11 protein-coding genes are annotated in these 12,890 nt (G+C 72.6%); 2 read left to right on the plus strand and 9 right to left on the minus strand.

Annotation, left to right across the window (positions count from 1 at the left end; all coding sequences use genetic code 11):
* Nucleotides 1-61: 61 nt before the first annotated feature.
* A complete protein-coding gene (gene nucS, locus ACFY32_RS12045; RefSeq protein WP_359196322.1) occupies nt 62-733 on the minus strand; it encodes an endonuclease NucS in 672 nt (223 codons plus the stop codon).
* Nucleotides 734-1,023: 290 nt separating this feature from the next.
* Between nucS and ACFY32_RS12050 the strand changes: the two genes are divergently transcribed.
* Entirely contained in the window at nt 1,024-1,416 is a 393-nt protein-coding gene (locus ACFY32_RS12050; protein ID WP_359196325.1) for an SCO5389 family protein, read from the plus strand.
* A gap of 71 nt (nt 1,417-1,487) precedes the next feature.
* Here the strand turns inward: ACFY32_RS12050 and ACFY32_RS12055 are convergent, their stop codons facing one another.
* Nucleotides 1,488-2,516 carry an LLM class flavin-dependent oxidoreductase gene (locus ACFY32_RS12055; protein ID WP_390674030.1) on the minus strand — a complete coding sequence of 343 codons (1,029 nt, stop codon included), beginning with the start codon at nt 2,514-2,516 and terminating at the stop codon, nt 1,488-1,490.
* A gap of 251 nt (nt 2,517-2,767) precedes the next feature.
* Here ACFY32_RS12055 and ACFY32_RS12060 point away from each other — a divergent pair, with 251 nt between their 5' ends.
* Nucleotides 2,768-3,100, plus strand: coding sequence for an ATP/GTP-binding protein (locus ACFY32_RS12060; RefSeq protein ID WP_359196331.1), 333 nt, complete (start codon nt 2,768-2,770; stop codon nt 3,098-3,100).
* Nucleotides 3,101-3,107: 7 nt separating this feature from the next.
* Here ACFY32_RS12060 and ACFY32_RS12065 read toward each other — a convergent pair whose 3' ends face one another.
* The 7 genes from ACFY32_RS12065 to mce all read right to left on the minus strand — a co-directional run bounded on the left by ACFY32_RS12065 (nt 3,108) and on the right by mce (nt 12,831).
* The gene (locus ACFY32_RS12065; RefSeq protein WP_390674031.1) at nt 3,108-3,959 is read right to left on the minus strand and encodes an ABC transporter permease; all 852 of its coding nucleotides are present in this window, start codon (nt 3,957-3,959) and stop codon (nt 3,108-3,110) included.
* Nucleotides 3,956-5,122, minus strand: coding sequence for an ABC transporter ATP-binding protein (locus ACFY32_RS12070; RefSeq protein WP_359196337.1), 1,167 nt, complete (start codon nt 5,120-5,122; stop codon nt 3,956-3,958). Before ACFY32_RS12070 ends, ACFY32_RS12065 begins: the two co-directional genes overlap by 4 nt.
* 112 nt (nt 5,123-5,234) lie before the next feature.
* On the minus strand, nt 5,235-6,011 hold the full coding sequence (locus ACFY32_RS12075) for an ABC transporter permease (protein ID WP_359196340.1): 777 nt from the start codon (nt 6,009-6,011) through the stop codon (nt 5,235-5,237).
* The gene (locus tag ACFY32_RS12080; RefSeq protein WP_359196343.1) at nt 6,008-6,973 is read right to left on the minus strand and encodes an ATP-binding cassette domain-containing protein; all 966 of its coding nucleotides are present in this window, start codon (nt 6,971-6,973) and stop codon (nt 6,008-6,010) included. Before ACFY32_RS12080 ends, ACFY32_RS12075 begins: the two co-directional genes overlap by 4 nt.
* Before the next feature lie 84 nt (nt 6,974-7,057).
* Nucleotides 7,058-7,993 carry a cellulose-binding protein gene (locus ACFY32_RS12085; RefSeq protein WP_359196346.1) on the minus strand — a complete coding sequence of 312 codons (936 nt, stop codon included), beginning with the start codon at nt 7,991-7,993 and terminating at the stop codon, nt 7,058-7,060.
* A gap of 183 nt (nt 7,994-8,176) precedes the next feature.
* Nucleotides 8,177-12,157, minus strand: a complete 3,981-nt coding sequence (gene scy, locus ACFY32_RS12090; protein ID WP_390674032.1) for a polarized growth protein Scy — start codon at nt 12,155-12,157, stop codon at nt 8,177-8,179.
* Nucleotides 12,158-12,390: 233 nt separating this feature from the next.
* On the minus strand, nt 12,391-12,831 hold the full coding sequence (gene mce / locus ACFY32_RS12095) for a methylmalonyl-CoA epimerase (protein WP_359196352.1): 441 nt from the start codon (nt 12,829-12,831) through the stop codon (nt 12,391-12,393).
* Between the last annotated feature and the right edge of the window lie 59 nt (nt 12,832-12,890).

A 12,890-nucleotide genomic window follows, 5' to 3' on the forward strand; every position in this document is an offset into this window, starting at 1 on the left:
GGACACCGCGACGGGCGAGGGCCGGGCCCCACAGGGGAGCCCGGCCCTCGCCCGCGATGGCTCAGAACAGCCGCAGCTTGTCGTCCTCGATGCCGCGCAGCGCGTCGTAGTCCAGCACCTGGCAGCCGATGCCCCGGTCGGTCGCCAGCACCCGGGCCTGCGGCTTGATCTCCTGCGCGGCGAACACCCCGCGCACCGGGGCGAGCAGCGGATCGCGGTTCAACAGCTCCAGGTAGCGGGTGAGTTGCTCGACTCCGTCGATCTCACCGCGCCGCTTGATCTCCACCGCGACGGTCCGCCCCTCGGCGTCCCGGCACAGGATGTCGACCGGCCCGATCGCCGTCGGGTACTCGCGGCGGACGAGGGTGTAGCCCTCGCCGAGCACCTCGATCCGGTCGGCGAGCAACTCCTGGAGGTGCGCCTCCACGCCGTCCTTGATCAGGCCCGGGTCCACGCCCAGTTCGTGCGAGGAGTCGTGGAGGATCTCCTCCATCGTGATGATGAGCTTCTCGCCCGCCTTGTTGACGACCGTCCACACACCGGCGTCCTCACCGGTGCCCTCCTTCAGGGTGCAGGGCGGCGACATCCAGTTCAGGGGCTTGTAGGCCCGGTCGTCGGCGTGGATCGAGACGCTGCCGTCCGCCTTGACCAGGATCAGGCGGGGTGCGGAGGGGAGATGGGCGGTGAGCCGCCCGGCGTAGTCCACGGAGCAGCGGGCAATGACGAGACGCATGGTCGGCAACGCTACTCGACCCGCCCGCCCCGGCGCGATTCGCACCCCGCCCCGCACCCCGGACGAGGGCCCGGAGATCGTCCCACTTCTCCCATTGGTCCCTGCTTGCCCACTGGCCGATTGTGCGCCGGTCCGTGGTCGCGCATCTGAACATTTTCCTGGTGCCCTCCCCCTCGGCTGCCTACGGTAGGGAACGGGAGGTCGCGGGGCGAGTACGCAGCGTGTTCGACGTCCCGGACTCCCTTACTGTCAGGCAACCCCCGCTGGTCGGGGGTGCGAGAGGAGAACCCATGTCGCTCGACGTCTCACCGGCCCTACTCGAACAGGCCGAGCGAGGCGAGGTCGACGACGCTGAATTCGTCGACTGCGTCCGGACCTCCCTGCCTTACGCATGGGAGATGATCAGCTCCCTGGTGGCTCAGTTGAAGGTCGACGGCGGCGCGTTCGCCGACAACCGGACGCCCCCGCCGGACGAGCAGGCGCGCGGCCAGTTGCTGCGCGCACTCGCGAGTGACGCGATACGCGGCGCGCTGCAACGGCACTTCGGTGTCCGGCTGGCCTTCCAGAACTGCCACCGGGTGGCCGTCTTCCCGTCCGACTCCTCCGTCGACGAGACGCTGGCCCGGTTCACCTCGGTGCGCGGCCAGTTGCTGAACCAGTCGCCCGAACTCCGCGACTGCTGACGCGGGTGCCCCGCTTGCCGCTCCGTACGCGGGAGGTGCGGTCCGTGCCGGAGCGGCAGGCCCCCGGCGGATCACCGCAGATGGGGCAGGACCTCGGAGCCGAGCCGCCGGACGTTCTCCTCGGTGGCCGCGAGGTCGCCGGAGCCCTCCACCAGCAGGGCGAACCGGGAGATGCCGGTCCGCTCGCTCGTCGCCGCCAGCCGGTCGGCGCACAGCCGGGGGGTGCCCACCGGGTGCAGCCCGCAGAGCAACTCCGTATAGGCGAGCGGGTCGCGCATCGTCCGGGGCCGGCCGTCCACCGTGACATGCGCGCCCAGCCCCTGCCGCAGCCAGGGGGGCATCGCCTTGGTCAGCGTCTCCGCCGCGTCGCCGCGCCGGTCGGCGATCTGGCAGACGCCGGCCGAGACATGCGGCGCGCCTGCGATCTCCTCGCCCGGCCGCCCGGCCGCCCGCGCGTGCTGCCGCCACAGGGCGACCATCTCGGCCTTCTCCTCGTCCCCGACGTGCATCCCGAGCAGCATCGGCAGCCCCCGCTCGGCCGCCAGCTCCACGCTCGCCGGCGAGGTGCAGGCGACGACGACCTCCGGGCCCGCCTCCTCCGTCAGGGCGTCGGAGGGCCGGGGCACGACGGGGACCTCGCGGAACCGGTAACGCTCGCCGGACGCCGCGACCACCGGGTCCCGCAGCCAGCGCATCAGCAGGTCCAGCGACTCCGGGAACTGCCGCTCGTAGGCCGCCAGGCCCCCGCCGAACACCTCCAGGTCGACCCACGGCCCGCCGCGCCCCACGCCCAGCGAGAACCGGCCGCCGCTCGTCACGTGCAGCAGCGCGGCCTGCTCGCCGAGGGCGACGGGATGGGTGTTGGCCAGCACGCTGACGGCGGTGCCGATCCGCAGCCGGGAGGTGCGGCCCAGCAGCAGGGCGGCCAGCGTCACGGCGGACGGGCAGGTGCCGTACGGCACGAAGTGGTGCTCGGCCAGCCAGACCGAGTCCAGCCCCGCCTCCTCGGCGACCTCGGCCGAGCGGACCGCGCGGTGCAGCGCCTCCCCCTGCCCCTGCCCCGGGAACTGGGCCGCCAACACGAACGTTCCTACGCGCATCGCATTTCCCGCTTCCTTGGCTCCGACGCGGAGCTCCCCCACTGGGCACAACCGCGCGACACGTGCCGAGGACACGGCCGGGCGGAGGGATTTGCGGATTGTCGGGAGAATGGGTCCCCGGCCCGGTGGGGGACGTGCCGGGAACCCTTCGCACGGCGGCCGCGACGTCGGGTGCCCTACCGTCTGCCCCTGGCCCGCCCGCGTAGGCTGGTCACAGTCCGTACTCCCCGTATAGCTCCGTGAGGTGTCCCGTGTCCCCGCGTCGCAACCGCCCCAAGGGAGCCGGTCTGACCGGCCGGAGTGCCGAGGACGACCGCCCGGGGCGGTACGGCGGCTGGCAGTCCACGGAGAGCTGGCAGGGCGAGGAGTGGTACGTGCGGCACGTGGCGGGCGCGAGCGCGCAGGGCAAGTCCTACCGCTGCCCCGGCTGCGACCAGATGATCCCCGACGGCGTCCCGCACGTGGTGGCCTGGCCGGAGCACTCGGGCGTGGACGAGCGCCGGCACTGGCACAAGGCGTGCTGGAACGCCAGGGACCGCCGCGCCACACGGGCGCAGCGGTCCCGGAACGCGCCGCGGTTCTGAACGGGCTTCAGACGTCCCGCCGTTCCAGCAGGGCGTAGGCGGCGCCGAACACGGCGGCGGCCGCCACCAGCACCATCCACACCGGGTCCCAGCCCGAGGGGCCGCTCTCGCTCAGCGAGTTGGCGTAGAAGATGCTGAGCTGGTTGGGGATCGAGTACTCGAACAGGGCCTGCTGCACGTCCTTGAGGGAGTCCGTGAACATGAACAGGGCGATCACCAGCGGCGCCAGCAGCACGCCGATCATGATGGTGATGGCGCCCGCCGAGTGCCGGATGATCGAGCCGACGGCGAGCGAGACCAGGCCCAGCAGCGCCAGGTAGAGCGAGACGCCGAAGGTGGCCTTCAGCCAGTCCTGGCCGCCGGGCGAGTCGGCGCCGCTGCCCTCCAGCAGCGCCACCTGCACGACCGCCACCAGCGAGGTGGACACCAGGGTCACCACGAAGGCGACCAGGAAGAACACCACCGCCTTGGCCGTCAGCACCCGGCCCCGGCTGGGGCAGGCGGTCATCGTGGTGCGGACCATGCCGGTGCCGTACTCCGAGGCGGTGGTCAGCACGCCGAGCGTGATCAGGCACATGCTGCCGAGCAGCAGCCCGAAGAAGCCCAGCTCCAGCGGGTTGGACCCCGACATGTCGGCGGGGGTGGAGCTGACCACCACGCCGGCCAGCACGCCGATGCCGACGACCAGCAGCACGAACACCCCGAGCGTCCACATCGTGGAGCGCACCGACCGCATCTTCGTCCACTCGGACGCGACGGCGTGCAGCAGACTGGTGCGCACCACCGGGATCGGCGAGGTGTAACCGGGGTACAGAGGCTGCGGCGCGGCCTGCGGCAGCGAGGGCTGGGGCGTGCTCATCGGGCGTCCTCGGACTCGGTGCGGTCGGTGTCGGCGGCGGGCTGCCCCGGAACCTGGCCCTGGGGCACCGGCTGCGCGTAGGGGTTGGGCCGCGGCGCCCCGTACGGGCCGGGCGGCGGCGCGAACAGCGGTCCGCCCTGCTGGGGCGGCGGCGGGGCGTACCAGCCGGGCTGGCCCTGCCCCGGCAGCGGCGCCGGGGGCTGCGCGCCGGGCTGCGGCAACTGGTGCAGCCCGGCCTTCTGGTCGACGGTGGACCGGTAGTCGACGGCGCCCTGCGTCATCCGCATGTACGCCTCCTCCAGCGACGCCTGGTGCGGCGACAGCTCCCACAGCCGTACGCCGGCCTCGTGGGCGATGTCGCTGATCCGGGGGAGCGGCAGCCCGGTCACCCGCAGCGCCCCGTCCTGCTCCGGCATGACGTGCCCGCCCGCCTCGGTCAGCGCGGAGGTGAGCTTCTCGCGGGCCTGCGGTTCGGTGCCCGGGGTGCGGACGCGGGCGAAGTCGGCGGAGTTGGCGGAGATGAACTCCGTCACGCTCATGTCGGCGAGCAACTGGCCGCGCCCGATGACGATCAGGTGGTCGGCGGTCAGCGCCATCTCGCTCATCAGGTGCGAGGAGACGAAGACGGTACGGCCCTCGGCCGCGAGCGCCTTCATCAGGTTGCGCACCCAGAGGATGCCCTCGGGGTCGAGGCCGTTGACCGGCTCGTCGAACAGCAGCACCTGGGGGTCGCCGAGCAGCGCGGCGGCGATGCCGAGCCGCTGGCCCATGCCGAGCGAGAACCCCTTGGACCGTCTGCGGGCCACGTCCTGGAGGCCGACCACGCCGAGCACCTCGTCGACCCGGCGGGCCGGGATGCCGGACAGTTGGGCGAGGCTCAGCAGGTGGCTGCGGGCGGACCGGCCGCCGTGCACCGCCTTGGCGTCCAGCAGGGCACCGACGTGCCGGGGAGCGTTCGGCAGCCTGCGGTACGGGTAGCCGCTGATCGTCACGTGTCCCGCGGTCGGGTTGTCCAGACCCAGAATCATCCGCATGGTCGTCGACTTGCCCGAGCCGTTGGGTCCGAGGAAGCCGGTGACGGCGCCGGGCCGCACCTGGAAGGACAGGTTGTGCACGGCGGTCTTGTCGCCGTATCGCTTGGTCAGGCCGACAGCCTCGATCATGCTCCGCACCCATCGAATGGTTCAGGACAGCGGGGCGCACGCCCCCGTAAGGGTTAGGAGCCTACCGACGCACTGACGGTTCCGTTCAAGCGCGGGCAAAATCCGGTCGGACTCAGGCATCCCGCCGCTTCAGCACCAGGTAGCCGCCGACGAGCGCCGCGAGCACCCACAGGGCCATGATGCCAAGACCGCCCCAGGGGCCGTACGGGGTGTCGTCGTCGAGCGGCGGGACCACTTGCATGATCTTGTTGCCCGCCTGGTCCGGCAGGAACCGCCCGACCTTCTCGGTCGCCTCCACACTGCCCAGGATGTTGGAGATCAGGAAGAAGAACGGCATCAGGATGCCCAGCGACAGCATCGGGGAGCGCAGCATCGCGGCGACGCCCATGGAGAACACGGCGATGAGCGTCATGTAGAGGCCGCCGCCGATCACCGCCCGCAGCACCCCGTCGTCACCGATCGACGCCTTGAGATGGCCGAGCATCGCCTGCCCCAGGAAGAAGGTGACGAAGCTGGTGATCATGGAGACCACCAGGGCGAGCAGGGTGGCCACGGCGACCTTGCCGAACAGGAAGGTGCCGCGCCGGGGCACGGCCGCCAGCGAGGTCCGGATCATGCCGCTGCTGTACTCGTTGGCCACCACCAGCACCCCGAACACGATCATCGCCAACTGGCCGAGGCTCATCCCGGCGAAGCTGATGAAGGTCGGGTCGAAGGCGAGCCGGTCCCGCTCGCTCATGTTGTCGTACTCGTTCTTCGACAGGGCCGCGATCAGCATCCCCAGCCCGATGGTGACGACCACGGCCAGCCCCAGCGTCCACACCGTGGACGCCACCGACCGGATCTTGGTCCACTCGGACCGTACGACCTGTGTCGCCGCCATGCTCACGCCCTCCTCCAGTCGCTGCCCCACTGCTGCTGCGGCTCGCCCGGGGCGGGCGGCTGCCCGTCGTGCGCGTGGTACTCCACCGACTCCGCGGTGAGCCGCATGAACGCCTCCTCCAGCGAGGCCCGCTGGGGGCTCAGCTCGTGCAGCACGATCCGGTGCCGCGCGGCCAGCTCACCGATCTGCTCCGACTTGTCGCCGTCCACCTCCAGCACCTCCGCCCCGGCCTCCACCACGGTGGTCCCCGACTCGTGCAGCGCGTCGAGGAGTTGCTCGCGCTGCGGAGTGCGGATACGGACGTACGAGCGCGAGTTGCGGGCGATGAAGTCGGCCATGGAGGTGTCGGCGAGCAGCCTGCCCTGCCCGATGACGACCAGGTGGTCGGCGGTCAGCGCCATCTCGCTCATCAGGTGCGAGGAGACGAAGACGGTCCGGCCCTCGGCCGCCAGGGTCTTCATCAGATTCCTGATCCAGTGGATGCCCTCGGGGTCGAGGCCGTTGACCGGCTCGTCGAACATCAAGATCCGGGGGTCGCCGAGCAGCGCGCCCGCGATCCCCAGCCGCTGGCCCATGCCGAGCGAGAAGCCCTTGGCCTTCTTCTTCGCCACCGAGGTGAGGCCGACCGTGTCCAGCACCTCGTGCACCCGGCGCTCGGCGATCCCGTTGGACTGGGCCAGGCAGAGCAGGTGGTGGTAGGCGCTGCGCCCGCCGTGCATCGCCTTGGCGTCCAGCAGCGCGCCGATGTACGTCAGCGGGTCCTTGAGCTGGTCGTAGCGCATGCCGTCGATGCGCACACCGCCGGCGGTGGGCCGGTCCAGGCCCAGCATCATCCGCATGGTCGTCGACTTGCCGGCGCCGTTGGGCCCGAGGAAGCCCGTGACGATGCCCGGTCTGACCGCGAAGGTCAGACGGTCGACCGCCACTTTCTCCCCGTACCGCTTGGTCAGCCCCTCCAGCTCAATCATGCGGCCACGCTAGAACGCGACGGAGCCCTCTGCCACCCCGGTGGCAGAGGGCTCCGCCGAAGTTCGACCGGCGTACGACGGGCGTTACCGGGACTGCTGGGCGGGCACCCCGCGGGAGATCGGCTCGTCCTCGGAGGGCGTGCCGGCGGCGGCCACCGCGGCGCCCGTGAGGGTCGCCAGCATCTCGCGCACATTGGTGAGCTGCGCGTTGATGGAGTCGCGGCGGTTGGTGAGGGCGGCCAGCTCGCGCTCGGACTCCGAACGAATCCGGTCGGCCTTGGCGTTGGCGTCGGCCACGATGTCCTCGGCCTGGCGCTGCGCGGTCTCCACCGTCTGGCGGGCGCGGCGCTCGGCGTCGGTGCGCAGCTTCTCCGCCTCCAGGCGGAGCTGCTCCGCCCGGTGCTCGATCTCGGCGAGCCGCTTCTCGGCCTTGGCCTGACGGGAGGCCAGGTCCCGCTCGGACTGCTCGCGGCGCTTGGCGAGGTTGGTCTCGAAGTCGGCGGCGGCCTGCGCGGCCTTGGCCCGGGTCTCCTCGAAGAGGGCGTCGGCCTCCTCGCGCTTGGACTGCGCGTCCTTCTGCGCCTCGGACCGGAGCTGCGACGCGTCGCTCTTGGCCTTCTCGACGATCCGGATGCCCTCGTCCTCGGCCTTGGCCTTGCGCTCGGACGCGTACGACTCCGCGTCGTTGCGCACCTGCTGGGCGGCCGACTCGGCCAGCTCGCGGTGCTGCTCGGCGGCGCGACGGGCCTCCTCGCGCAGTTCCTTCGCCTCTTCCTCGGCGAGCCGCAGGATCTTCTCGACCCGGGCACCGAGACCGGCGTACGACGGCTCCGCGTCGCTGACCTGCGCCTGGGCGTTCTGGGTTTCGAGGTGAAGCTCCTCGATGCGCTTTTCCAGAGCGGTGATGCGGGCGAGAGCGCTGTCACGGTCGGAGACGAGTTTGGAGATACGTTCGTCCACCTGAGCGCGGTCGTACCCACGCCGCACAAGCTCGAAGCCGTAGGGGGAAGTGTCGCTCATGGGGTTCCTGTCGAATGAGACCGGTGAGGTGATAGGGGAATCCTAGGGGCCAATGCGGTGTGTCATCGAGCGGATGCGTGTTTGATCAGGAGAATGACACCTCTTTTGAGTGGCTAACCAGCGGAAGCCTTGTTCTAAGAGTTGGTCAAAGGTCTCAAGGAGACTACGAATTCACCGCCAACGCTACCCGTCCGACGGTTTGCCACCCGATCGGGGAGCACCCACCGTCGCACCGGCCTTGATCCCGGTGTCCTTGCCGGCGGCCGGCGCCTCGAAGGACTCCAGCGCCTCCAGCACGTCCTGCACCCGGGAGATCTCGGCGTTGATGTCCTGACGCCGCCGGACGAGGACCTCCAGCTCGCGCTGGCCCTCCTCCACCGTACGCCGTGCCTCGCGGATCGCCTCGGCCTTCAGCTCCTCGGCCTCCTTCACCAGGGTGGCCTTCTTCTGCTCGGCCTCCTTCAGGAGTCCCTCGGCCTTCTTGACCGCGGCGATACGCACCTTGCCCGCCTCGGAGTTGGCCTCGGAGACGATCTCCTTGGCCTTCGCCTCGGCCTTGGCGAGCTGCTCCTCGGCCGCCTTGATCAGCGCGTCGCAGCGGTCGCCGGCCGACTTCATCGTCTCCGCGGCCTCGCGCCGGGCCCGCTCGTGCAGCTCCTCGATCTCGGTGGTCAGCCGCTCGCGCAGCTCCTCGGCCCGCTCCCGGATCGCGGTGGCGTCCCGGCGGGCGCCGACCAGCAGCTCGTCGGCGTCCGTACGGGCCTTCTCCACCCGGGAGTTGCCCTCGACGGTGGCCTCGGCGACGATCCGCTCGGCCTCCGCGCGGGCCGCGCCCACCATGGTGTCGGCCCGCGACTCGGCCTCCGCGGTGGTCTTCAGCGCCTGCTGCTGCGCCTCGGTGAGCAGCTTGTCGGCCTCGGCGGTGGTCTCCGTGATGAGCTTGTCGACCTGCTCGGCCGCCTCCGAACGCCGCTTGTTGGCGTCCTTGCGGGCCTCGTCCAGGGTGCGCTCGGCCTCCTTACGGGCGGCCGTGGCGACCCGCTCGGCCTCGGCCGCCGCCTCCGCCTTGACCCGCTCGGCCTCGGTCCGGGTCCGCTCGGCGTGCGCCTGCGCGGAACCGACCGTCTCGGCGGCCTCGGCACGCAGCCGCTCCGCCTCGTCGGTGGCGTCCGAGAGCAGCGCCTCGGCCCGCGCGGTCGCCTCCGCCCGGACCCGCTCCGCCTCGGCCGCCGCCTCGCCGCGCAGCGTCTCGGACGCCTCGGCGGCCTCCGCCCGGACCCGCCGGGCCTCGTCCGCGGCCTCGGTGCGCACCCGCTCGGCCTCCGCGGCCGTCTCGGTGCGGATGCGGTCGGTCTCGGCGGCCGTCTCGGTGGTCAGCTTCTCGGCCTCCGACCGGGCCTCGCTGATCAGGGTGTCCGCCTGGGTCGCCGCGTCCGACCGGATGCGGTTGGCGTCCTCGCGGGCGTCCGCCCGGGTGCGCGCCGCGCTCTGCTCGGCCTCGGCGATCGTGTCGGACGCCTCGGTGCGCACCCGCTGGGCGTGCTCGGCGACGTCCGAGCGGAGCCGGTCGGCCTCGGTGATCGCCTCGGACACCGTCCGCTCGGCGAGCGCCTTGGCGGCCTCGGTCTCCTCGCGCGCCTCGCGCCGCAGCCGGGACGCGTCCTCGCCGGCCCGCTCCCGCTCGGCGTAGGCGTCGGCGCGGACCCGGTCCGCCTCCTCCTCGGCCTCGCGCCGGGTGCGGTCCGCGGCGTGCTCGGCGGCGCTGCGCAGCCCGGCGATCTCCTCCTGGGCCTGGTCGTGCAGCCCGGCGACGGACTCCCGTACCTGCGCCGCGTGCTGCTCGGCCGCCGCCACCGTCTCGGTGGCGCGCCGGTCGGCCTCCTCGACCAGCCGGACCGCCTCGGCCTGCGCCTCCTCGACGCGGGTGCGCGCGGAGGCGAGCAGTTCCTCACTCTGCGCGCGGGCCCGCTCGCGCTCCTGGCCGGCCTCCTGCCGGGCCGAGCCCAGCAGTTCCTCGGCCTCGCGGCGGCGCCGGGCGGCCTCCTCCTGGGCGGCGGCCAGCGTCTCGGACGCCTCGGCGGCGATCCGCTCGGCGGCGGCCTGCGCCTCCGCCCGCATCCGGTCCGCGCTGTCCTGCGCCTCCGACTTCAGCCGCTCGGCCTCGGCCGCGGCCTCCGACCTGAGGCGTACGGCGACGCTCTCGCCCTCCGCGCGGGAGGCGGAGGCGTCGGCGGCGGCCTCGGTGCGCAGCCGCTCGGCCTCGGCCTCGGCCTGCTGCTGGAGGGTGCGGATGCGCTCGGCGGCCTCGGCGCGCAGCCGCTCGGTCTCCTGGTCGGCCTCCCGGCGGAGCCGGCCCGCCTCCTCGCGGGCCTCGGTCAGCGCCCGCTCGGCGGCGGCGAGGCGCTCCTCGGCGTCGGCGCGCAGCCGGGTCAGCTCCTCGGCGGCCTCCGCCTGCCGGGCCGCGACGGCCCGCTCGGTCTCCTCGCGCAGCTCCCGGGCGGCGCGCTCGGCGTCCGCCTGGAGGGACTCGGCGTGCTCGGCGGCCTCGGCGCGGTGCCGCTCGGCCTCCGCGCGGGTGCGCTCCAGGGTCTCCTCGGCCTGCCGGCGCAGGGCGGTGGCCCGCTCGATCGCCTCGGTGCGGACCTTCTCGCTGTCGGCGGTGGCGGTCCCCCGCAGTTCGTCGGCGTCGGCCTTGGCCTTGGCGAGGAGTTCCTCGGCGGACCTGGCCGCCTCCTCGATCTGCGCCACCGCCTCCCGGCGGGCCTCGGCGCGGATCTTCTCGCCTTCCTCGACCGCCTCGGCCCGCAACTGCTCGGCCTCGCCGCGCAGCTTCCGGGCCTCCTCCTGCAGCTCGACCGTCTTGGCCCGGTACTCCTTGGTGTCGTCCTTCGCCGCGCCCTTGAGCTGCTCGGCGATGTCGTGCGCCTCGGCGCGCAGCCGGTCCGCCTCGGACTCGGCCTCCCGGCGGATACGCTCGGCCTCCTCGGCGGCGGCGCGGGTGGTCTGCTTGGCGTCCTCGGACGCCTTGTTCAGTACGTCCTCGGCGGTCCTGGCCGCCTTGGACAACTGGGTGGCGGTCTCCTCGGCGGTGATCGTCCGGGCCTTCTCGGCGGCCTCGGCGACGACCTTCTCGGCCTCGGCGCGGGCGTCCGCGACGAGCTGCTCGGCCTCCGCCCGGGTGGCCTCCGCCTCCTTGGTGGCCTCGCCGACCAGCCGGGCGACCTGCTCCTTGGCCGTGCGGGTCCGGGTCTCGTTGGCCGCCTCCGCGCCGGCCAGGGCCTTGGCGGCGGAGTCGCGGGCCTCGGCGACCAGCTTCTCGGCCTCCGACTGGGCCTTGCGCAGCGCCTCGTCGGCCTCGGCCATCCGCTGCTCGGCGGCGCGGCTCAGCTCCTGGGCGCGGCGGCGGGCCTCCTCGGACTCGGTGACGGTGGAGGTGCGCAGCCGCTCGGCGTGGTCGGTGGCCTCCTGGGCCTGGGTGGCGGCCGCGTCGAGCAGCCGTTCGGCGTCGGCGCGGGCGCGGCGCAGGAGTTGCTCGGCCTCGGCGCGCGCCGACTCGGCCTCGCTCCGCAGTCGCTGCCGGGCCTCGGCGGTCAGCCGCTCGGCCTCCGCGCGGGCGGCGGCCAGGGACTGCTCGGCCTCCGCGCGGGACTCGTCCAGCAGCCGGCGGGCCTGCTGCTCGGTGCGGGCGCGCAACTGCTCGGCCCACGCCACGTTCTCGTTGACGTGGCTCTCGACGGTCTGCCGGCGCTCGGCCAGCTCCTGGTCGAGCTGCTGGCGCCGGGTGACCGCCTCCTGGTGCAGCTCCGCCTGGAGCCGGGCCGCCTGCTCGGCGTGCTCCTGGAGGATGCGCTGGGTCTGCGCGCGGGCCTGGCTCAGCTCGCGCTCGGCGTCGGCGCGGATCTGCTCGGCCTGCATCTGGGCGTTGCGCAGCAACTGCTCGGCCTGGTACCCGAGGTCACCGCCGTCGAAGGCGGGCCGGGACATGATGGTGCGCCGCGCCTCGTGCAGCTTGGCGCGCAGCACCTCGACCTGGTAGCCGAGGTCCTCGGCGTGCTGGATCGCCTTTTCCCGCTCGGTCCTCAGCCGCTTCATCTCGGCCTCGAACCGAGAGAGGTGGTCGACGTCAGCCGCCGGCTCTCGCTCCTGGCTCTCGTAGCCCCGCACTGCGCGGTCCCATCCGTCCCCTGGTCGCAACACTCTCCGAACGAGCCCCGTCCGTCCGCGAACGGGGCCCCCGGGGAATGGTGTCAGATCAACGGCGGAGCATGGGCTGCTGCCCCGGCGCTCGTCCCCCGAAACCCGGACCCCGGCATACGGCCCCACCGGCGACGGCGGAACCGGTCGCCATGGATCGAGCGGCGACCGCACCCAACCCTACCGGCCCCTATGTACGGGGGTCAGTGCTCAGGTGACTCAACGGGCGCCGAAGTGACCAGTTCTGTCAGTACGCCATGACAGTCCTTGGGGTGCAGGAAGGTGATGCGCGAGCCCATGGAGCCGCGCCGGGGCTCGTCGTAGAGCACGCGGACGCCCTTGCCGCGGATGTCCGCGGCGTCCGCGTCCACGTCCGCGGTGCCGAAGGCGATGTGGTGCACGCCCTCGCCGTTCTTGGCCAGCCACTTCGCGACCGTGGAGTCCTCCCGGACCGGCTGGAGGAGCTGGAGGTACGAAGCGCCGCCGTCCGACGTATCGTTGATCTTGAGCATGGCCTCGCGGACGCCCTGCTCCTCGTTCACCTCGGTGTGGAAGACCTCGAAGCCGTAGGTGGCCCGGTAGAACTCGACCGTCGCGTCGAGATCATGACAGGCGATTCCGATGTGGTCGATTCGCGTCAGCATGGTCTCAGTGCAGCGCTCCCGGGGTGGTTACGCAACGTGCGCGCGATCACACCGACGGC

Origin of the sequence: Streptomyces sp. NPDC000134, assembly GCF_042899225.1 — a bacterium.
Classification (GTDB): Bacteria; Actinomycetota; Actinomycetes; order Streptomycetales; family Streptomycetaceae; genus Streptomyces.

Bases quoted from the DNA above. Each gene is read 5' to 3' on its own strand.
- nucS (WP_359196322.1), bottom strand. From the start codon at position 733: ATGCGTCTCGTCATTGCCCGCTGCTCCGTGGACTACGCCGGGCGGCTC.
- ACFY32_RS12050 (WP_359196325.1), top strand. From the start codon at position 1,024: ATGTCGCTCGACGTCTCACCGGCCCTACTCGAACAGGCCGAGCGAGGC.
- ACFY32_RS12055 (WP_390674030.1), bottom strand. From the start codon at position 2,516: ATGCGCGTAGGAACGTTCGTGTTGGCGGCCCAGTTCCCGGGGCAGGGG.
- ACFY32_RS12065 (WP_390674031.1), bottom strand. From the start codon at position 3,959: ATGAGCACGCCCCAGCCCTCGCTGCCGCAGGCCGCGCCGCAGCCTCTG.
- ACFY32_RS12070 (WP_359196337.1), bottom strand. From the start codon at position 5,122: ATGATCGAGGCTGTCGGCCTGACCAAGCGATACGGCGACAAGACCGCC.
- ACFY32_RS12080 (WP_359196343.1), bottom strand. From the start codon at position 6,973: ATGATTGAGCTGGAGGGGCTGACCAAGCGGTACGGGGAGAAAGTGGCG.
- ACFY32_RS12085 (WP_359196346.1), bottom strand. From the start codon at position 7,993: ATGAGCGACACTTCCCCCTACGGCTTCGAGCTTGTGCGGCGTGGGTAC.
- mce (WP_359196352.1), bottom strand. From the start codon at position 12,831: ATGCTGACGCGAATCGACCACATCGGAATCGCCTGTCATGATCTCGAC.